The 19,324-nt window shown below is 71.9% G+C and carries 14 protein-coding genes and 1 tRNA gene; 7 read left to right on the forward strand and 8 right to left on the reverse strand.

Translation table 11 applies throughout. The features are described from left to right. Positions 1-151 precede the first annotated feature (151 nt). The gene (locus tag NQ151_RS04745; RefSeq protein WP_257527160.1) at positions 152-1,003 is read right to left on the reverse strand and encodes a PDDEXK-like endonuclease domain-containing protein; all 852 of its coding nucleotides are present in this window, start codon (positions 1,001-1,003) and stop codon (positions 152-154) included. Between the two features lie 341 nt (positions 1,004-1,344). Between NQ151_RS04745 and NQ151_RS04750 the strand changes: the two genes are divergently transcribed. Both NQ151_RS04750 and NQ151_RS04755 read left to right on the forward strand, forming a co-directional pair. Continuing rightward, a complete protein-coding gene (locus NQ151_RS04750; protein ID WP_257508351.1) occupies positions 1,345-2,418 on the forward strand; it encodes a Glu/Leu/Phe/Val dehydrogenase family protein in 1,074 nt (357 codons plus the stop codon). 54 nt (positions 2,419-2,472) lie between these two features. Then, a complete protein-coding gene (locus NQ151_RS04755; RefSeq protein ID WP_257527162.1) occupies positions 2,473-3,195 on the forward strand; it encodes a VIT1/CCC1 transporter family protein in 723 nt (240 codons plus the stop codon). Between the two features lie 19 nt (positions 3,196-3,214). Here NQ151_RS04755 and NQ151_RS04760 read toward each other — a convergent pair whose 3' ends face one another. Then, the gene (locus NQ151_RS04760; protein WP_257527163.1) at positions 3,215-5,335 is read right to left on the reverse strand and encodes a beta-galactosidase; all 2,121 of its coding nucleotides are present in this window, start codon (positions 5,333-5,335) and stop codon (positions 3,215-3,217) included. A 30-nt stretch (positions 5,336-5,365) separates the two neighbouring features. Next, positions 5,366-6,229, reverse strand: a complete 864-nt coding sequence (locus NQ151_RS04765; RefSeq protein ID WP_257527164.1) for an AraC family transcriptional regulator — start codon at positions 6,227-6,229, stop codon at positions 5,366-5,368. Positions 6,230-6,323: 94 nt separating this feature from the next. Between NQ151_RS04765 and NQ151_RS04770 the strand changes: the two genes are divergently transcribed. Both NQ151_RS04770 and NQ151_RS04775 read left to right on the forward strand, forming a co-directional pair. Continuing rightward, positions 6,324-9,581, forward strand: coding sequence for a DUF5107 domain-containing protein (locus NQ151_RS04770; protein ID WP_257527165.1), 3,258 nt, complete (start codon positions 6,324-6,326; stop codon positions 9,579-9,581). Then, positions 9,578-10,876, forward strand: coding sequence for a cellulase-like family protein (locus NQ151_RS04775; RefSeq protein ID WP_257527166.1), 1,299 nt, complete (start codon positions 9,578-9,580; stop codon positions 10,874-10,876). The genes NQ151_RS04770 and NQ151_RS04775 overlap by 4 nt, the downstream gene beginning before the upstream one ends. A 174-nt stretch (positions 10,877-11,050) precedes the next feature. On the opposite strand, the gene NQ151_RS04780 is transcribed toward NQ151_RS04775, so the two are convergent. The 4 genes from NQ151_RS04780 to galU all read right to left on the reverse strand — a co-directional run bounded on the left by NQ151_RS04780 (position 11,051) and on the right by galU (position 13,812). Further along, positions 11,051-11,126 (reverse strand) — tRNA-Ala (locus tag NQ151_RS04780). 78 nt (positions 11,127-11,204) lie between these two features. After that, a complete protein-coding gene (locus tag NQ151_RS04785) occupies positions 11,205-12,197 on the reverse strand; it encodes a large exoprotein (RefSeq protein WP_257527167.1) in 993 nt (330 codons plus the stop codon). Positions 12,198-12,280: 83 nt separating this feature from the next. Then, positions 12,281-12,907, reverse strand: coding sequence for a GNAT family N-acetyltransferase (locus NQ151_RS04790; protein ID WP_257508344.1), 627 nt, complete (start codon positions 12,905-12,907; stop codon positions 12,281-12,283). Between the two features lie 20 nt (positions 12,908-12,927). Continuing rightward, positions 12,928-13,812: a UTP--glucose-1-phosphate uridylyltransferase GalU gene (gene galU, locus NQ151_RS04795; protein WP_257508343.1), complete on the reverse strand. Its 885-nt coding sequence runs from the start codon at positions 13,810-13,812 to the stop codon at positions 12,928-12,930. 67 nt (positions 13,813-13,879) lie between these two features. Here galU and NQ151_RS04800 point away from each other — a divergent pair, with 67 nt between their 5' ends. The 3 genes from NQ151_RS04800 to mscL are packed head-to-tail and all read left to right on the forward strand — an operon-like array spanning position 13,880 to position 15,260. Next, complete coding sequence (locus NQ151_RS04800; RefSeq protein WP_257508342.1) at positions 13,880-14,476, forward strand: 5-formyltetrahydrofolate cyclo-ligase; 597 nt, start codon at positions 13,880-13,882, stop codon at positions 14,474-14,476. 19 nt (positions 14,477-14,495) lie between these two features. Further along, positions 14,496-14,819: an FmdB family zinc ribbon protein gene (locus NQ151_RS04805; protein WP_257508341.1), complete on the forward strand. Its 324-nt coding sequence runs from the start codon at positions 14,496-14,498 to the stop codon at positions 14,817-14,819. A gap of 33 nt (positions 14,820-14,852) precedes the next feature. Then, positions 14,853-15,260 (forward strand): large conductance mechanosensitive channel protein MscL, encoded by a 408-nt coding sequence (gene mscL / locus NQ151_RS04810; RefSeq protein WP_257527830.1) that lies wholly within the window; start codon positions 14,853-14,855, stop codon positions 15,258-15,260. Between the two features lie 196 nt (positions 15,261-15,456). Here mscL and NQ151_RS04815 read toward each other — a convergent pair whose 3' ends face one another. Beyond that, the gene (locus NQ151_RS04815; protein ID WP_502883567.1) at positions 15,457-19,194 is read right to left on the reverse strand and encodes a DEAD/DEAH box helicase; all 3,738 of its coding nucleotides are present in this window, start codon (positions 19,192-19,194) and stop codon (positions 15,457-15,459) included. Positions 19,195-19,324: the final 130 nt, after the last annotated feature.

Below are 19,324 nucleotides of genomic sequence, written 5' to 3' on the forward strand. Positions count from 1 at the left end.
CCTGAGGCTGAATACTGCCGCGCCCGGCCGCGCCCAGCGCCTGTGGCCGACCGGCACCTCGCGCCCGCTCGCCGCCGCCCGCCGCGGGACGTGGCGTCGGAATTCAGCCTGTCGCGCACCCAGCCTGCCTAACGGGCGTTGCCTGCGCTCCTCAGGCTGAATACTGACGCCGGCCGCCGCGCAGCAGGCCGCGCAGTGCGGCGATCACCAGCTCGGGCCGAAAGAGGATGTCCTCGGCGATCGGCCGGTATACGCAGTACCCCAGAGCGGCGAGCGCCTGGTCACGGCGACGGTCGCGCCGCTGCAATTCCCAGTCGGAGTGGTGGGCCTTGCTGTCGCACTCGACGACGAGCCACCCGTCGACCACGAGGTCCACCCGCCCGACTCCGGTGATGACCACCTGCAGCTCGACATGGGCCCCGAGCGCGCGCAGCATGAGCCGCACGAGCGTCTCCGTTCCCGACTCGCTCCGCCCGTCCACCAGCCGCCGCAGCGACCGGCGCTTGGTGTCCACGAACCGGAAGAGCTCGTCGAGGTCGTCCTCACGCAGATAGCGGAGGTGAAGTGCGGAGTCGACCGTCGCCACGGCGTCGCGCGGAGCCTGGCATCCGATCGCCTGGATGAGCGCATCGAAGACGTCGACCGTCGCGTCCGCCGGGTGCGGGGCGCGCCGCAGTGGGCGCCAGTGCCGTCGCACGTGGCGCGGCAGGTCCCGCAGCCGTGAGCTGCCGCGCGTGATGTGCACATGGAGTGTGGAATTTTCCCGGACGAACACGCCCAGGCGCGCCAGCTCCGATACGCAGGCGAGCCGACCGCCCACACGGACGGCGGCGACGATGTCCGGGTGGGTCTCCGGCGGGAGGTAGGCGCCGCTGCGCGGGCGGAGGATCGTGCCCGCTCGCACGCCGCGGGTCAGCGCCTCCGAAGAAAAGCCCGCACCCAGCAGTGCCCCGCGGTCGAACACGCGCACGGTCTGTGCGGGTGTATCGGATCGGCGCAGCATTCTCCCGTCCTATCCGAACCCGAGGCGCGCGCTGCTCCAGCGGGCCCGGATTGTGGATGGATCCGCCCCTTCCTTTCCTGTGGAGGAAACGGTGGCTCCCCGCTCCGGCGCCGGGCAGGCGCGGACGGGCGGCGGAATTCAGCCTCAGGAGCCGAAACCCGGCGCCGGAGGCGCTCCCGCGTCCGCACAGGCTGAATTCCGACGCGCCGGGGGGGCGAGACCGACCCGGCGAGCCGGCGGGGCCTCGAACCGTTCAGGGACGTGAGGCACAATGGAGGCAGGATGCCGCAAAGCCGCGGCTCCGAAGTGCAGCCCACAAGGCCCGCCGAAAGAGGAACGCGATGACGCCCGCCCTGCCCCTCCCCGACTTCCATCACGAGCGGGTGGAGGTGTTGACCGGCCGGCGCAGCGAACTGTTCGTCGTGGTCGCGCTGCACTCCTCCGTGCTCGGTTCCGCCCTCGGCGGCGCGCGCCTGTGGACGTACCCGCACTGGAGCGACGCCCTCGGCGACGCCCTGCGGCTGTCCGCCGCGATGACGCTGAAGAACGCGGCAGCAGGCCTCGACGCCGGCGGCGGCAAGGCCGTCATCGGCCTGGAGCCCGGCACCGTGCTCAGCGCCGAGCGCCGCCGCGCCGCCTTCCTCGACCTGGGCGATGCCGTCGCCTCACTCGAAGGCCGCTACCGCACCGCCGAAGACGTCGGCTCGACGACCGACGACATGCTGGTCGTCTCGGAGCGCACCGAGCACGTCGTCGGGCTCCCCGACGCGGTCGGCGGATCCGGCGAACCGGCCGGCCCGACGAGCCTGGGCGTGTACGAGTCGCTGCGCGCGACCCTGGAACGCGTCACCGGCTCCCCCGACGTCGCGGGCCGCCGCATCACCATCTCGGGGCTGGGCCAGGTGGGCAGCCGCCTCGCGGTGCGCCTGTCCACCGAGGGCGCGGTCCTCACCGTCACCGACGTCAACCCGGCCAAGCGGCACCTCGCGCGCGAACTCGGGGCGACCTGGGTGTCCCCCGGCACCGAGCACCTCCTCCCGGCGGATGTGTTCGTCCCCGCCGGCATCGGAGGCCTGCTCACCGACGAGGTCATCGACAGGTTGGATGCCGGCGCCGTCTGCGGCCCCGCCAACAACCCGCTCGCCTCCCGCGCCGGCGCCGATCGGCTGGCGGCACGCGGCATCCTGTATGCCCCCGACTTCGTCGTCAACGCCGGCGGTGTGATCTACCTCGACCTCGAGGCCAAGCGCATCGGCACCCGCGACGAGACGATGATGCGCGTCGCCCGCATCGGCGACACCCTGCGGCGCATCTACGACGAAGCCGACAGCCGGAGCGTGACCCCACTGGAGGCCGCAGAGGGGCTCGCCGCCGAGCGGCTGTCCGCGGGAGTCAGGCAAGCGGCGCTGGCCTGACTCCGGCACCCACGCCCCTTTCTCGCCCCGACCATCCTGCATAGGGTGTGCCCCATGAGCGGACCGGCGAAGGCCACCCACAACGAGCCGCATCAGGGCGGTCTCGCCGAGCGGCTCAACTGGCTGAGGGCGGGGGTGCTGGGCGCGAACGACGGCATCGTCTCGGTTGCCGCGGTGGTCGTCGGTGTCGCCGGAGCGACCTCCGACGTCTCGCCGGTGCTCACCGCAGGCGCGGCGGCCCTCATCGGCGGGGCGATCTCGATGGCCCTCGGCGAATACGTCTCGGTGAGCAGTCAGCGCGACACGCAACGCGCACTCATCGCGAAGGAACGCCGCGAACTGTGGGAGACCCCCGAAGAGGAACTGGACGAGCTCGCGGGGCTCTACCGCGACAAGGGCCTTTCGGATGCCACCGCCCACCAGGTCGCGCAGGAGCTGACCGCCCACGACGCGCTTGCGGCGCACCTGGATGCCGAGCTGCAGATCACCGAGCGAGGTGTGGTCAGCCCCTGGAACGCGGCGTTCGCGTCGGGGCTGGCGTTCGTCATCGGCTCGATCCTGCCGATGGCGGCGATCCTGCTGCCGCCGGCGGCCTGGCGCGTGCCGACGACGTTCGTCGCGGTGCTGCTGGCCCTCGCCATCACCGGCGCGGTGGCGGCGCGCATCGGCGGATCGTCTCCGGCCCGCGCGATGATCCGCACCGTGATCGGCGGTGCGCTCGCGCTGGCGGCGACGTTCGCCGTCGGCACCCTGCTGGACACCTCCGGCGTCGTCTAGCTGAACGCCCGCCCCCGCCTCAGCTCAGCGTCACCGTCGCGGGTGTCTCCAGCCACGCCGCGTCGACCGCGGCGCGCGTGGGCACCCGGCCGCCGCCGATGTGCACGTGCGCGGCGGGATGCGGCGGCAGGATCTCAATCGCGATGCGCCGCGCGCCGCGGCGCTCGTGCGGGCCGATGCGCCAGGGTTCGCCGCGGTAGACGGCATCCGACAGCAGCCGCTCCCCCTCCCACGCCCGGGCGACGTCCCCCTCCCACGTCAGCACGAGGGTGCCGTCGGGGTCCGCCGGCAGGTCCAGCGCGAGCTGGGCGGCACCGCTCCAATCGGTCGGGATCGACGCGCGCCCGTTGGGTGCGCTGTGACGCTCGGGCGGGTTGCCGGCCTGGCGCACCGGCGACACGGCGACCTCGGTGCGGCGCGGCGCGGCCGACCCCACCACGGACCAGCCGTCGTCGGTCAAGCGCACCACGTCGCCGGCGTCGAACAGTTCCGCCCGGTCGCCCGCCACCACGCCGTCGGCGAGCACGAGCTCGCCGCCGGCCACGCTCAGACGCAGCCCGTCGGACTCGCCCAGCACCAGCACGCGGGCGCGCACGGCGCCGTCCCGCACCAGCTCGAACAGCTCCTCCGGCCCGTCCAGGTGCGCCGGCCGCACGGTGTGGTCGCTATCGAAGCGCGCCGGGATGCCGGCGGTCTGGGTCACCACGAGCAGCGGCAGGCCGCGCCAGGTCACTTGGGTCAGCGGCTGCGCGGTCGCCCACCGGATAGTCGCGTCCCCCACGCGGAGCCCGAGCGGCCACACGAACGCGGCATTCGACGGAATGTCCACAGCGGGGAAGGCGACCTCGCCGGCATCCGTCGTCACCGTGAACGCCACCCCGTTGTGCGCCGGCAGCGTGACACCCGGTTGGTGGTTGATGACGAAGAGGAACCCGGCGGTGCCGTCCGAGCGCACCGACCAGCGCAGCCGCTCGGTGTCGGGGGCGTCGGCGGCGTCCGGGGGGAACGACGCCGGCATGGCGGCGAGGGCCGATCCCCACCGGTGCAGCAGCTGGTGCTGGCGGCGCAGGCGGTACCAGCTCTCCCGGGGCTTGGCATCCACCGTCAGTGGCGCCCCGAAGTCGTAGGAGATGTCCGGGAAGTCGTTGGGCTCGCCCACGGCGTGCGCCTCTTGCAGCCCGGGCCGCGGATTGCGGCCGTCGGAGTACATGTAGTAGCCCTGCCAGACGCTGCCGGAGGCAAGTTTCGCCAGCGTCAGCGCGTCGACGTCGTCGGCGGTGACGACCGGGCGGCGGTGGTAGGCGGCGGTCATGCCGGCGCCGATCTCGCACGTCGCGAACGGCAGGTCGTACTCGCGCGCCTGGCCCGGGGTACCGGTGCGGTGGTCCGCGCCGATGCCGTCGTCATCGCGACGGGGCGAGGGGTAGAAGTTGGTCTCGCTGCGCAGATCCCGGGTGTCGGATGCCTCGATCCAGAACGAGTCCGAGTAGCCGCCGAACACCGGCAGCACGTCGGCCGGCAACTCCGCGCCGCCCCAGCCCGTCGCCACCCACAGCGGGGCGGTGAACCCGACCCGCTCGGCGATGCCCCGGAGGGTGCTGAGGTGATCCGGCTGGTCGTAGAGCTCGTTGTCGACCTGGATGGCCAGCAGCGGGATGCCGCGCACCTGCTCGGCCAGCATCGTGTACCAGCGCTCCGCTTCGGCCAGATACGCCGGGTCGTCGGTGCGCACCGCGACGCCGGAGTCGACCAGCCAGTCGGGCAGTCCGCCGTGGCGGGTCTCGGCGTGTGCGTAGGGCCCGATGCGCAGCACGATCTTCAACCCGTGGGAGCGGGCGGCCCGCAGGAACGCCCCGAGATCTAGGTCGCCCGTGAACGAGGCCTGGCCCCGCACCGGCTCGTGGTGGTTCCACAGCACATACGTCGCGATGTGCGTCAGACCGCCGGCACGCGCGGTGCGCAGCGTGGCATCCCACTGGGCGCGCGGCAACCGGGAGAAGTGCACTTCCCCGGTGAGGGGGAACACTGCGGTGCCGTCTATCGCGACGTATCGGCTGGTGACCTGGACGTCGCCGGTGGCGAGATCTGTGGGGCGGGGGGCTGCCGGCGGGGTGACCCGCAGGTGGTGGCTGGAGGGCACGGTGACCTTTCGTGGAATGCGCTTCCCAGTCTAAGGACGGTGCGTGGCCCGATATGCGCTGGGGCTCAACCCGTGGGTGCGGCGAAACTGCCGGGAGAAGTAGAACGGGTCGGCCATCCCGACCTCGCGCCCGACCTCGGCCACCGGCAGTTCGGTGGTGTCCAGCAGCCAGCGCGCACGCGCCATCTTCTGCGCCAGGTGATAGGCCAGCACTCCCCCGCCGGTGGCATCGCGGAACAGCGCGGTCAGGTGCGACGCGGACACGCCCACCATCGCGGCAAGCTCCGGCACCTGCACCCGGGCGTCCACCCGCTCCTCCAGAAATCGGATGGCGCGCTGCAGCGGCGTGCCTTCCTCCGGCAGCACCCGGTCCACCGCCAGTTGCGTCAACAGCCGCCACGCCATCCCGGACGTCGCGATCAGCCGCGCCGGGGTGGTGTCGCGCTCCAGCGACGTGGCGATCTCGTCCACCAGCGCGGTGGCCCGGTCGACCGCGCGAAGGGACAGCGTCACGCGATGGGGGCCCACCCCCGCCGCCTCGAGCAGGTCGGGCACGTCACTGCCACGCACGTGACACCACCAGATCGTCCAGGGATCCTCGGCATCCGCCCCATACGAGTGCGGCATGCCGGCGGGGATCACGACCGCCGTGGAGCTTCCGATGCGCTGCCGTTCGCCGCCGGCATCCACCCATCCCGTGCCAGCCACGCAGACGATGACGATCGTCTCCTCGGCGCCGTGCGGGCGACGGCGCCCGTGTTGGAGGGCGCGGGGAAAGTAGCCGACATCGGTCACCAGCATCCGCCGCGTCACGGGGCGCGCCAGCGCGGCCGCCACCAGCGGGCGCGGCACGACGTTCATCCGCTGATGAAAGAACCCGTCGCGCCGCTCCATCCGTCCATCCTGACACGAGGCATCATCGGATCGTCCATATCCACCGACCGATCCGCCATTGTCCGCCCCGCGGGCGCCGCCTAGATTCGGCAGGGTGACCCGTGACGACGCGCCGAGCCGCATCCACCTGCCCCTCGCCCCTGCCGACCAGCAGGCGCTTCTCGACGCCGGCGGCGTGGCGTGCTGGAGCGAGCCGGTCGAGATCGACACCTACGAGGCGGGTGAGCCCGACCGGTACCCGCTGTTCCTGGACCGCCGGGTGTACCAGGGCTCGAGCGGCCGGGTGTACCCCCTGCCGATGATCGACCACGTCTCCCACGTCAAGCGGGCCCGACTGTGGCAGGCGATCCACCTCGAGAACGCCACGGTGCGGTTGATGCTGCTGTCCGAGCTGGGCGGTCGCATTCACGTCGGCTACGACAAGGTCGCCGGCTATGACTTCTTCTACCGCAACAACGTCATCAAGCCCGCCCTGGTGGGTCTCGCCGGTCCCTGGATCTCCGGCGGAGTCGAGTTCAACTGGCCGCAGCACCACCGCCCCGCGACCTTCCTGCCCGTCGACAGCCGCATCCAGCGCGAGGACGACGGTGCGGTCGTGGTCTGGCACAGCGATCTGGATCCGCTGCAGCGCATGCGGGGCGTCCACGGCATCCGCTTGCGGCCCGAGTCGTCGCTGATCGAGCTCGAGGCGCGCCTGCACAACCGCACCGACGTGCCGCAGACGTTCCTGTGGTGGGCGAACGTCGCGGCCCGCTCCCACGAGCGGTATCAGTCGTTCTTCCCCGACGACGTCGCCTGGGTCGCCGATCACGCGCGTCGCGCTGTCACGGCCTTCCCCCGCGCCGACCGCCCGTACTACGGCGTGGACTACCCGGCGCTGGCGGCCGAGCGAGCGGATGCCGACCGCATCGACGTGTACAGCAACATCCCGGTGCCGACGTCGTACATGATCACCGACACTGCGGATGAGTTCTTCGGCGGATACGACCACGCCGCCGACGCCGGGTTCGTGCACTGGGCCGATCGTGCCATCTCCCCCGGCAAGAAGCAGTGGACGTGGGGCGACGGCGCCATCGGTCGCGCCTGGGATGCCCAGCTGACCGACGACGACGGCCCCTACGTCGAGCTCATGGCCGGGGTCTACACCGACAACCAGCCCGACTTCGCGTGGCTGGCACCGGGCGAGACCAAGACGTTCTCGCAGTTCTGGTTCCCGATCCACCGGGTCGGGCCGGTGCGTCAGGCGACGACGGATGCCGCGGTGTCGCTGACGTCGCACCCCGACGGCGCCCGCGTGGGGATCATCGCGACCCGCCCGGTGCAGGGCGCCGTCGTCACCGTCGAGACCGATGCGGGGGTCGCGGCGCAATGGTCCGCGGACCTCGCGCCGGACGCGCCGCTGCTGCGGACGCTGCCCGTGCCCGAGGCTGAGGTGACGGCGATCCGCGTGCGCACCGCTGCCGGCGCGGATCTCGTCACCTGGACGCGCCGGGCCGGCACCGCCGCCGAGCCGTGGGTGGCCACCGCCCCGGACGCCGCGGCCGAGATCCACTCCAGCGACGAGCTGAATCTCACCGCCCAGCACCTGCTGCAGTACCGGCATCCGTCCCGCTCCCCCGTGCCGTACCTGCAGGAGGCGCTGCGCCGAGACCCCGGCGACACCCGCGCGGCGACGGCGCTCGGCGCCTGGCACCTCTCCCGCGGCGGCTACGCCAGCGCGCGGGAACTGCTGCAGACCGCGGTCGCCCGCCTCACCCGGCGCAACCTCAACCCGCGCGACGGGGAGGCGCACTACCTGCTCGGGCTCGCACTCGAACGCACCGGCGACCACCCCGGCGCCGACACCGCGTTCGCCACGGCGGCGTGGGTGCACGCCTGGCGTGTCCCGGCGACGCTCGGCCGCGCGCGGCTCGCGCTGCGGGCGGACCGTGCCTCCGACGCGCTGGCGCTGGCATCCGCCGTCGCCGACGTCCCCGAGGCGGCGCGGCTGCGCGTGCTGGCCCTGCGCCGACTGCACCGCGACGCCGAGGCGGACCGGGCGCTGGCGGCGCTCGTGGAGGCCGACCCGCTGGATGCCGCGACGCAGGCACTGGCCGGGGAGCGCATCGCCGTCGAGCCGCGTGCGCTGCTGGATGTCGCCGTCGAGTTCGCCCGCGCGGGGTGCTTCGCCGAAGCCCTCGCCGCGACGGCCGACCCTGCCGCCCCGGCACCCGCGGCGTTCGGCAACCCCGAGCCGATGCGCCGGCTGCTGCGAGCGGCCTGGTTCGACCAGGCCGGCGATGAGGCAGCGGCCGCCGGGGAACGCGCCGCCGCCGCGGCATCCGACCCGGCGCTGGCCTTCCCCGCCGGGCTCGACCAGTTCGACGCGCTCGCCGCGGCGATCACCGCCGAGCCCGGGCATCTGGTTGCGCGTGCCCTGCGCGGCATGTGGCTGCTCGACGCCGGCCGGCCCGCGCTCGCCCTGGCGGATCTGCGAGCGGCGACCGCCGCCGGCACCGACGACCCGGTCGCCTGGCGCAACCTGGCGCTGGCGGTCATGCAGACCGGCGGCTCGCCCGCCACCGCGGATGCCGCGTATGAACGTGCCCTGATGCTGTCCGACGACGCCCGCCTCGTCTTCGAGCGCGACCTGCTGGCCCAGGTGCGGAATCTGACGCCGGCCGAGCGTCTGGCGCTGCTGCGGGAGCGGCCCCCGCTGCTCGACGCGCGCGACGACCTGGCGCTCGTGCACGCCACCCTCCTCCTGGACGTCAATCGCGTCGACGAGGCGTGGGATCTGCTCACCGGGCGCGCGTTCCGCCCGTTCGAGGGCGGCGAGGGACGCGTGATCGCGGCATTCGACCGCGCGTCGTGCGCGATCGCACGGCGCCTGCTCGACGCCGGCGCCGCGGACGACGCGGCATCCCTCCTCACCGACGGCCTCGTGCCGCCCGCCTCGCTCGGCGAGGGCCGCCACCCCGCCGAGCCGCAGGCCGAGCGCCTGGTGCTGCTCGGCGATGCCCGCGCCGCCCGGGATGACCTCGACGGTGCCCGAGAGGCGTGGGAGACCGCGTGCGCCGCTACACGGCTGGCCGTCGCCCCGCGCCCCGCGGATGACGCGGACTTCTGGATCGGCACGGCGCACCTGCGGCTGGGCGAGGTCGATCGGGCGGCAGCGGCTTGGGCACGCCTGGAGCAGCGCGCGGCGGAACTGGAACAGTCCCCGGACGAGGCGGACTACTTCGCCACCTCGCTGCCGGAGCTGCTGGTGTTCGACGTCGACACGGCCGCGGCCCGCCGCCGCACTGCGACGCGGCTCCGGGAGCTCGCCGGGTTCGGCCGCGCCGCCGGATCGGGAAGGATCGAGGGATGACTGAGCGCTACCTCGGGTCCGCCTCGTTGCCGGTCGACGAATCAGCCCTCACCGGGCCGGTGCCCGCCCACCTGCCGCAGCGGCTCACCATCACGCTGTGGGACTTCTCCTGGTACACCCAGGCCGGTCCGGGGCAGCCGTACGCGGATCTTGAGGCAGCGGTGGCGGATGCCGCATCGCTCGGGTACAACGCCATCCGCATCTGTGCGGCACCGCTGCTGCTGTTCGGCGGGCTGGGCCTGGAGGACCTCGCCGCCGACCTGGAGATCGAGGGACTCGGCGCCTCCCCCGACGGCTACTACGGGCAGCGCACGCGCTGGTACGACACCCCCGGCGGCTTCCGGCTGGATCTGCGCGTCCACCTGCTGGCGCTGTTCGAGGCGGCCGCCCGCCACGACATGGTCGTGATCCTCGCCAGCTGGGAGTACCAGCAGTCCCCGGCGTTCGCGGCATCCGCCCGCTGGTTCGACGCGATCGATGCGGTGCCCTTGGGCGAGCGCTACGACGTGCTGGGCCGGGCATGGCACCGCCTGGTGGCGTGGCTCACCGACCACGGCCACCGCGACCGGATCGCGCTGGTGGAGCTGCACAACGAGGTCGACTTCTCGATCCTCCCCGACATCATCGACGGCGTCGCGGCCGTCGCCCGGCTGCGCGCAGACCACCCCGACCTGCTCATCACCGCCAGCTACGGCAAGCCGCCGCACCTGGCGATGCACCGGGTGCCCGAGGTGCTGGGAGCGGCGCAGTGCCACGTGTACTCCTACGGTGTGCTCGACGCGCTGCAGCAGCGCATCGACATCCGCTCGGAGGGCAGCGCCGACTTCCCCAACGCCGCGTTGCGCGAGCTGCTGCGCGCCGATGCCCCGTCGGTGACGGCGTACGGTCGGCCGGCGCAGTGGAAGCTGCGGGCCACCGTCATCACCGACCAGATGATCTACGGCTACGACTGGGTCGATCCCGCGGCCTGGGATGCCTGGCTCGATGACCACTACCCGCCCTACGCCGAGGTCATGCAGCGCGAGGTCGCCTCGCGCTGCATCGCCATCGCGGCCTGGGCGCGGTGGCGCGGGGTGCCGGCGATCGTCGGTGAGGGCTGGGTCGGCTACACCCCGCTGCACGGCACGTTCGAGGAGGGCGACATCGGACGCGCTCTGGCCGAACACGGCGTCCGCACCGCGCTGGATCACGGCATGTGGGGCGTGGTGCTGTGCTCCAACGCCGCGCCGCACCACCCGATGTGGCAACTGCGCGAGTGGCAGCAGCGACTCAACGCCGAGATCCTCGCCCGCTGACCCCGTCCTGCCGCACGCTCGCTCGGTCGGCGCATCCGTCCCCACCGCGCCCCCGTCGCGGGGCGTTCGCGACGACCGAAGGCTGGAGAGGCACCCCCACCGGGCTCAGTCGTCGCAACCGGCCGCGCCGACCACACCGGGAAACGAAAAATCCCCCGGTTAAGGGGGATTCTCTGGTGGACCTGAGGGGATTCGAACCCCTGACCTCTTCATTGCGAACGAAGCGCGCTACCAACTGCGCCACAGGCCCGTAAGACTCAGCAACACTATCACGGTCACGGGGCCCTCCCGAATCGTGGGACCCCCGACGGATGCCGTCGGAGAGCGGTTACTGACCCGACGCGCGGCGCGCGAGCAGGTCGCGCACGTGCGCCTCGATCTCGGCATCGTCGCTCAGCGCGGCGCGAGCGGCACGGGCCGCTCCGATCGACGGCGGCGCGTCACGCTCGGCGCGTTCGCGCATCGCCTCTTCGCGGGCGGCGCGGCGCAGTTCGTCCCGCGCTGCGGCCGCGTCGAGTGCGGCAGCGGCACGCGACCCGGACGACGCGGTGAGCGGCCGCGGCAGCTCCCGCGGCGTCCACGCCCGCTCGTCGGCGAGAGTGACGTCCTGCACCTCGCCGGCAACGCTCTGACGAACCTCGGGGGCGAGCGCGACGGCGACGACACCGCGCGTGCGCACCCGGGCCATGCGGTCCAGCAGCAGAACGCTCACGGCGGCGACCGCGCCACCACACCACAGCATCGCTTGTGCACCGAACAGCACGAGTTCGACCGCGCCCCATCCGGCGATCCCCAGGCCGGCGACGCCGATCAGGGTGGTGATCAGTCGGGCCCGGCGGCGGGCGCGCGCGCGGCGGGCAGCGGGCAGCGCCCGAGCGGCCGCTGCGGCCGCCTGTGCGCGTTCGCGTGCAGCCGCAGTCTCGGCACGGGCAGCCTCGGCCTGGGCGCGAGCCTGCTCGCGCGCGAGGACGGCGTCGTGACGTGCCTGCTCGCGGGCGAGCGCGGCATCGGTGCGGGCCTTCTCCTTGGCGACGGCGAGTTCGGTGCGGGCCACCTCGAGGGCTGCCTGTTCGCGCTCGGCCAGCGCCTGGCGGGCAAGCCGCTGCTGGGCCATCGCGGTGCGGGCGTTGAGTTCGAGGTGCACCTCTTGCGGCGTCTCGCTGGTCTCGGCGAGAACGCGCAGGGCACGGTTGAGGCGCACGGCGTTGCGCTCGGCGGCCTCGTACTGGTGGCGGCTGTGCCACGACGGCAGCAGGTACACCAGCCACAGCACGACCGCCACTGCGACGATCACACCGCCGCCCAATACCTGCCCACCCATGGCCCTACGGTATGGGACAGCGGGCTCGACATCCCGCACATGTGCGCGTGTCGCACTCTGAACTTCAACCAGAGGGTGAAAGTTCAGGCCGGAAGGCGGTCCGAGGGCGGAATCGCCGCGGCATCCTGGGGCGCAGCCCCGGCCACCCAGCGCCGCAGCACGCCGTCCGGGACGTCCTCGCGCACCAGCGCGAACGCATAATGGTCGCGCCAGTCGCCGTCGATGTGGATGAACCGCTTGCGCAGCCCCTCGTACCGGAACCCCAGCTTCTCCACCACCCGCAGGCTCGCGTGGTTCTCGGGGCGGATGCAGATCTCCATGCGGTGCAGACCCAGCTGCGTGAAGGCGACATCGGTGGCCAGCGCGACGGAGGTGGGGGTGATGTCCCGCCCGGCGAAGCGCTTGCTGACCCAGTAGCCGATCGTGGCCGATGACAGCGATCCGCGGGCGATGCCCCAGACGTTCAGCTGCCCGGCGACTTCGCCTTCGTACTCCATGACGAACGGCACGCCCAGCCCGTCACGATACTGCTGCAGCAGCCGGCGCACGCCCAGACGCATGTCGAACGACGCCGGCCCGTCGGGGCTGGTGGCCTCCCACTGACGCAGCCAGGACCGATTGGTCATCAGCTCGTGCTGCAGCACTCGTGCGTCACGCGGACGCACGATACGGATCGAGACGGGGCCGTGCTCGCGAGGTGACAGTTCCACGCATCCCCCTCGGCGCGGCGTCAGAGCGTCGCCGCGAAGTCCTTCAGCCAGGGACGCAGCTCCGGACCGAGGTCGTCCCGGTCGCTGGCCAGCTGCACGATGGCCTTGATGTAGTCCACTCTATCGCCGGTGTCGTAGCGACGCCCGCGGAAGACGACGCCGCGCACACCGGGGCCGTTGGGGTCGGCGGCCAGCTCCTGCAGCGCGTCGGTCAGCTGGATCTCCCCACCCTTGCCCGGCTCGGTGCGCTCGAGGATGTCGAACACGTTCGGGGCCAGCACGTAGCGGCCGATGACGGCGTAGTTCGAGGGCGCGTCTTCGGCCTGGGGCTTTTCCACCAGACCGGTCACGCGCACGATGTCGTCCTGGTCGGTCGGCTCGACCGCGGCGACGCCGTACATGTGGATGTGGGAGGGCTCGACCTCCATGAGCGCCACGATGGCCGCTCCGGTGCGCTCGTGCTCTTCCATCATGATCGTCAGCAACGGGTCGCGCTCGTCGATCAGGTCATCGCCCAGCAGCACCGCGAACGGGTGATCGCCCACGTGACGGCGGGCCCGCAGCACGGCGTGCCCCAGTCCCTTCGGGTCGCCCTGGCGCACCATGTGGATGTCGGCGAGGTCGGTGGAGTGCACGACCTTCGACAGCTTGTCGGTGTCACCCTTGGCGCGCAGGCGCTCTTCGAGCTCCGGCATCTGGTCGAAGTGGTTGGCGATGTTGTTCTTGTTGCGCCCGATGATGATCAGGACGTCCTGGATGCCGGCCTGTGTGGCCTCTTCCACGACGTACTGGATCGCCGGCTTGTCGACGACAGGCAGCATCTCCTTCGGCATCGCCTTGGTGGCGGGCAGGAACCGGGTACCGAGTCCGGCCGCGGGAATGACAGCTTTAAAGGGCAAAGACATGCCGTTCAGTGTATCCGGGACGCGGCGCGCGACGCGGTGCGCAACCACGCGACCTAGAATCAACAGCATGTCCGACGACATCGATGACGCCAAACGTGCGCTGCGTGCAGAGTTGCGCGAGCGTCGTCAGCAGCTGACCGACAAAGCACGTGCCACCGCAGAAGAAGGTGTGACGCAGCAGCTCGACGCGCTCGTGGCCCGCACCGGCGTGAGATCGCTGTCCTGCTTCCTCTCGACGCCCACCGAGCCTGGTACGCGTGCCTTCGTCAACGCGGCGGTCGAACGCGGCATCCGGGTGCTGCTGCCGGTCACCCGCGTGGACGGTCTGCTGGACTGGGCCGTCGCCACCCTCGACGGCGACATCACCGACGGCATGTTCGGCCTGCCCGAACCGGTCGGCGAACTGCTCGGTCCGATCGCCGTCAACGACGTCGATCTGCTCGTCATCCCCGCCGCCGCCGTCGACCGCAGCGGCATGCGGCTGGGCTGGGGGCGCGGCTACTTCGACAAGACCCTCGGTTCGATGGAACGCTGCCCGCCGGTGTACGCCGTCATCTACGACTCGGAACTCATCGACGAGGTCCCCCGCGATGTGCACGATCAGCCGGTCAGCGGCGTCGTCACCCCCACTCAGACCATCGTCCTGTCACACGACCGGCACTGACCCACCCGAGGGAATCACCATGCCCACCTACGCGTATGCCTGCAAACAGTGCGGCCACCGCTTCGACGCCGTCCAGTCCTTCGCCGAACCCTCCCTCACCGAATGCCCCGAGTGCGGCGGCGCCCTGCGCAAGGAGTACGGCCAGATCGGCGTGACCTTCAACGGATCAGGCTTCTACCGCACCGATTCCCGCGCCGATTCCGCGAAGAGCGGCGGCGCAAAGAAGGACGGCGGCGCCAAGAAGGATGCCGGCTCGTCCAGCACCCCCGGTTCCACATCGACGTCTTCTCCCGCATCATCGTCTGCAGGGGCATCCGCCTCGCCCGCTCCGTCGGGATCCTGACCGGCCATGGCCGGCAAGACGAAGGGAGTCCTCTTGATCAAGGGCTTCAAAGATTTCATCATGCGCGGCAACGTCATCGACCTGGCCGTCGCGGTGGTCATCGGCAGTGCGTTCACCACGGTCGTCAACTCGATCGTCTCCAGCATCATCGATCCGATCGTCGCGCTGTTCTATCAGGAGAGCGCGACAGGCGAGATCGGACCGACTTTCTTCGGCATCTACGGCCAAGAGGTGACGTTCCCCCTGGGGGATCTCATCAGCGCGATCATCAGCTTCTTCGCCGTGGCCTTCGTGGTCTACTTCGTGTTCGTCGTCCCGATGAACCGGTGGAAGGAACGTCAGGCCCGCAAGGCCGGCGTCGTCGAGGAGGCGGAGAAGATGCCCACCGAGCAGGACCTGCTCATGCAGATCCGCGACCTGCTCGAGAAGCAGCGCACGTAGGCGCTGCACTCAATAGTGCGGTGGAACGTCTCGCCGCAATTGCTCGTCATTCGGCCCGGATGCCGCTTTCTCACCCGATAAGGGCGAGGCGGGGTCCGGGTCGTTTTCGTCTGCCGTCACCGGTTCGACGTCCGTCCCCGGCGCGGGCGTGAGCTTGGCCCGGCGTGCGCCTGGCACACGCTGGATGCGTTGCCGATCAGTCGATGACATCGATCGGCTGCGTCGTGGTGTCTGCGGTGGGCGTCTCGGGCTGCACGCCCAGGATGCCGGCGACGCGCGCGGCGACACCCGCCGGATCGCTGTACAGATCGAACGCGTGCACGCGCACGTAGTGCCAGCCGAGGCGGCGGAGGATCAGCGGTCGCAGCCGCAGCGCCTCGCGCAGTGACTCCCCGGTGGCCTCGGGGTCGCTCTCGGCGACCACCGCCTTGCCGCGGTATTGCGCCACCAGCGGCAGCAGCCCCCGGTAGTCGACGTCCACCGCCACGCCCAGGCGGCGCAGCTCGCGGGCGAGGGCGAGGGTGAGCGGGTCGGCCAGATCCTCCAGCCGGGCTTCACGCGATCGCGCGGCGATGCCGCCGAGGATCGACATGAGGGTGGATGCGCCGTACTCCAGGCGCCCGTCGTCGAATGCCGACGGGCGGATCGAGGAGACGATCACCATCGAGCGGCGCGCGCGGGTCATGCCCACCGTCAGCAGTCGCTCGCCGTCGGGGGTGGACAGGTCGCCGAAGTCGCTGAGCACCCGGCCGTGCCGGGTCAGTCCGAACCCGAGCGAGAAGATGACGCGGTCGCGGCTCTCGGCGACGGACTCTTCCAGAGTGAGCACGGCGAAGGGCTCCGCGGTGTCGCGGGAGAGGAAGTCGGCCACATCCGACCGGCCGGCGAAGGCCCGCTCCACGGCGGCACGGACGCGTTCGGCGTGCCGGGAGCTGGCGGTGACGACCATGAGGGATTCGGCGCCGCGGTACACGGCGTGCTCGACCACCAGGGTCACCACGCGGGCCACCTCGGCATCGGGGCTCTCGACGGCACCGGTGACGGGGTCAGGTGCGCCGACGCCGCCCTCGACGTAGTCGACGCCCAGGCTGCCGCGGCCGAGGTATGACCCCGCCCACGGCAGGGAGATGATCTCGCCGCCGTAGAAGGCGTCGTTGACGAGCTCGGCGAGGTCTTCGCCGCCGGCCCGGTAGCTGCGGGTGAGAGTCTCCACCGGCAGGATCTCGGCGAGGCGCTCGAACACGCTCGGCTCGTCGGTGTCCACGGCGGGGTCGTCGTCCTCCACCGTGCCCGGCAGCGCCGCCGACACGCGGAACGGCGTCGGCTTCTGCGTGACCGGGTCGCCCAGCAGCACGACCTGCTGGCCGCGGCGCAGGGCCGGTGCCGCCTCGGCAAGGCTGAGAGCGGCGGCATCCGCCACGATGACGACGTCGAATTCGGGGTGGTCGGGGATCTGCGGCACCTCGTACGGCGACGCCAGCCACACCGGGGCGAGCGTGCGCATGAGCGTGGGCGCATAGGCGGAGAGTTCCTCCGCGTTGGCGGATCCCTCCCGCAGCGCCTGCTTGAGCGAGGCCGCCTCGACGGGCTCGTCGACGATCGCGATCTTCCAGCGGGTCGCCAGCTGGGCGGCCAGCAACGGGCCGGATGCCGCGGCGTGGGCCTCGTCGACCAGGCGGAAGTCGCGCTCCAGGCGGTCGACCACCGTCGTGTTGGCCCCGAGCAGAGCGCGGTCGCTGCGCAGCAGATACTCCAGCGCCGACTGCCACCAGGCGAATTCGAGTTCGGCGCCGACCTGATCTTCGGGGACGTGCCGCACCGACAGTTCGGCCAGCAGCGGCTCCAGTCCCAGTTCGGCCAGGCGGGTGCGCAGCGTGGCGCGCTCGACGAGGTTGTCGAACACATCGGACTTGGCGGCGAGGCTCGCGAGCGTGCGCAGCAGCTGCGGGATCGGCAGCTGGGCCAGCGAGTCGGCGGCGCGGCGCCCGAGCACGGCGTCGAGCTGGGCGAGGTCGGCGTCCACCCGCTGCCACGCGGTGTACACGTCGGCAAGTCCCAGCGGAACCTCCGGGAGCGTGCCCGGTTCGACATAGCGCTGCCACTCGGCGCGCTGCTGCTGCACGCGCAGGAGCCCGGCGTGCATGTCGGTGACGTGCATGCCGGGACGCACATACTCGCGGGCGAGGTTCTTCAGGCGACGGCGGTTCGCGCCGGTCATGTTGGGCGCGTCGCGCCGGGGTCCGTGGGCCTGGATGAGCTCGCCCAGCGGACGCTCGAACACCGTCAGGCTGAACCGGTCGAGCGAGTCACGCATCCCCTGCAGCAGACGCAGGTGCCCGCCCAGTTCCGCGATCGTCTGGAACGGCCGCATCCGGGTCTGCCCGATCAGCTCGTAGCCGCGCTCCAGCAGCCCGGGTACGTCGGTGCGCTGCAGGCGCGAGGCCAGCGCGTGCGTGGCGCGGGCGTCTTCGGTCGTGGCGAAGCTCACGCCGTACCACGGCGAATCGTCGGGGCCGAAGCGGAACTCCCCCAGCCGCGCGGCCGACGAGAGCATGGTCGCCGCCTCGGCGCGCCGCGTCGACAGCCGCACCAGCGTGGTGAGGTCCAGTCGGGCGGTGGTCGAGGGCTGCGGCGTCCTGGCCGCGAGGGTGGTCAGGGTGCGCAGCGCCTCCAGCGGCGAGACGCCGATGGTGGGATGCCGCGTGGTCAGCGCGCCGCGATAGTCGCGCAGCACGCTGCGCAGCCGCACCAGCGCGTCGTCGATGTCCGCGACCTTGGGCTGCTCGGCCTTCTCGTTGCGGGCGATGGCGCGCACGAGGTCACGGTGCAGCTGGCGGGGCGAGACGGCGAGGCCAGGCAGGCCGATGCCGGCCAGCCGATGCCGCACGCCCTCGAGGGTGGAGCGGCGGGCGCTGACGACAAGTACGCGCTTGCCCTCCTGCACGAGGGTGCCGATGGCGTTGATGACGGTCTGGGTGCCGCCGGTGCCGGGGAGCGTATGCACGGCGAGCGAGTGTCCGGCGGCGATGCGGGCCAGCACGCCCTCCTGCTCGGCATCGGCGTCCAGCAGCAGCGTGTCGGCGGCGGGGGGCCGCTCGTCGGCATTGTGCGTCTTCGGCAGCGGGCGAGCCGCCGTCAGGCGCTCGCGGTCGGCAGGGTGACCGGCCAGGGCATTGAGCACCGGGTGGTCCAGATGCGCGGCATCCGACTCCATCGCCGAGCCGACGTCGGCGAAGGTCGACACGACGAGCCTCGGCTGCACGGTGAAGGTGGGGATGCGCGCGGTCAGCGCGCGCAGGTGGTCGATGACCGGCTGCGGCTTGAACACGCCGCCGTCGTAGGCGAGGGCGGCCAGCGCACGGCCGTCGACCTCGATGCCGAAGTGGGTCCGCGCGGCGCGCACCAGTTCGGGGTTGATGGTGAACGAACCGTGCAGCTTGAGTTCGAAGTCGGAGTGATGGCGGCGGATGGCCAGCGGCCGCAGCAGCACCGGTGCGTTGCAGACAAGTCCGCCCAGTCGCCAGGTCGCCAGTCCCACGGCGAGGTTGACGGTGTCCAGTCCCCGCGCGGTGCGCAGTTCCACGTCGCGGGCGGTGATCCGCTCGGCGGCCAGGCGCGCTCCCCGCAGGGCCACCTCGTCGCGGAAAAGGTTGGACAGCAGCGTCGAGCGCCCGGTGATGAACTGCGGCAGGCTGCCGGGGTGCGCCTTGGTGATCTCGATGCCGGCGTCGCCGGCGTCGGCGTAGTGCAGCAGGCTCGAACGCCCGCCCAGACCCGCGGACTGCTGGCGCAGCCGCACGCGCTCGGACTCGGCGACGTGCGTCACGACGACTCCGGGCTCGGCAAGCCCGAGGTCGCTCGGCGACACGGTCGCCTGTTCCGCCTCAGCGGTGCCGACCGTCGTAATACCCTCTCCGCGCCACACACGAGCCAGACTAGGTGGCGCACGCCAGGTATGCCGGACGCGGGCCCGAGTTTCGCGGTATTGCCAAACACGCCGCGCCATCGGCGCTTCCTGCACAGGCCCGTGTCGCTGGTGCCTCTCCCCCGATCGGCCGGTCGTC

It is taken from the genome of Microbacterium sp. zg-YB36, from assembly GCF_024623575.2.
In the GTDB taxonomy this organism is placed as follows: Bacteria; Actinomycetota; Actinomycetes; order Actinomycetales; family Microbacteriaceae; genus Microbacterium.

Excerpts from the sequence above, each read along its gene's own strand:
- NQ151_RS04745 (WP_257527160.1), bottom strand. The coding sequence starts at position 1,003 with ATGCTGCGCCGATCCGATACACCCGCACAGACCGTGCGCGTGTTCGAC.
- NQ151_RS04750 (WP_257508351.1), top strand. The coding sequence starts at position 1,345 with ATGACGCCCGCCCTGCCCCTCCCCGACTTCCATCACGAGCGGGTGGAG.
- NQ151_RS04755 (WP_257527162.1), top strand. The coding sequence starts at position 2,473 with ATGAGCGGACCGGCGAAGGCCACCCACAACGAGCCGCATCAGGGCGGT.
- NQ151_RS04765 (WP_257527164.1), bottom strand. The coding sequence starts at position 6,229 with ATGGAGCGGCGCGACGGGTTCTTTCATCAGCGGATGAACGTCGTGCCG.
- NQ151_RS04775 (WP_257527166.1), top strand. The coding sequence starts at position 9,578 with ATGACTGAGCGCTACCTCGGGTCCGCCTCGTTGCCGGTCGACGAATCA.
- NQ151_RS04785 (WP_257527167.1), bottom strand. The coding sequence starts at position 12,197 with ATGGGTGGGCAGGTATTGGGCGGCGGTGTGATCGTCGCAGTGGCGGTC.
- galU (WP_257508343.1), bottom strand. The coding sequence starts at position 13,812 with ATGTCTTTGCCCTTTAAAGCTGTCATTCCCGCGGCCGGACTCGGTACC.
- NQ151_RS04800 (WP_257508342.1), top strand. The coding sequence starts at position 13,880 with ATGTCCGACGACATCGATGACGCCAAACGTGCGCTGCGTGCAGAGTTG.
- NQ151_RS04805 (WP_257508341.1), top strand. The coding sequence starts at position 14,496 with ATGCCCACCTACGCGTATGCCTGCAAACAGTGCGGCCACCGCTTCGAC.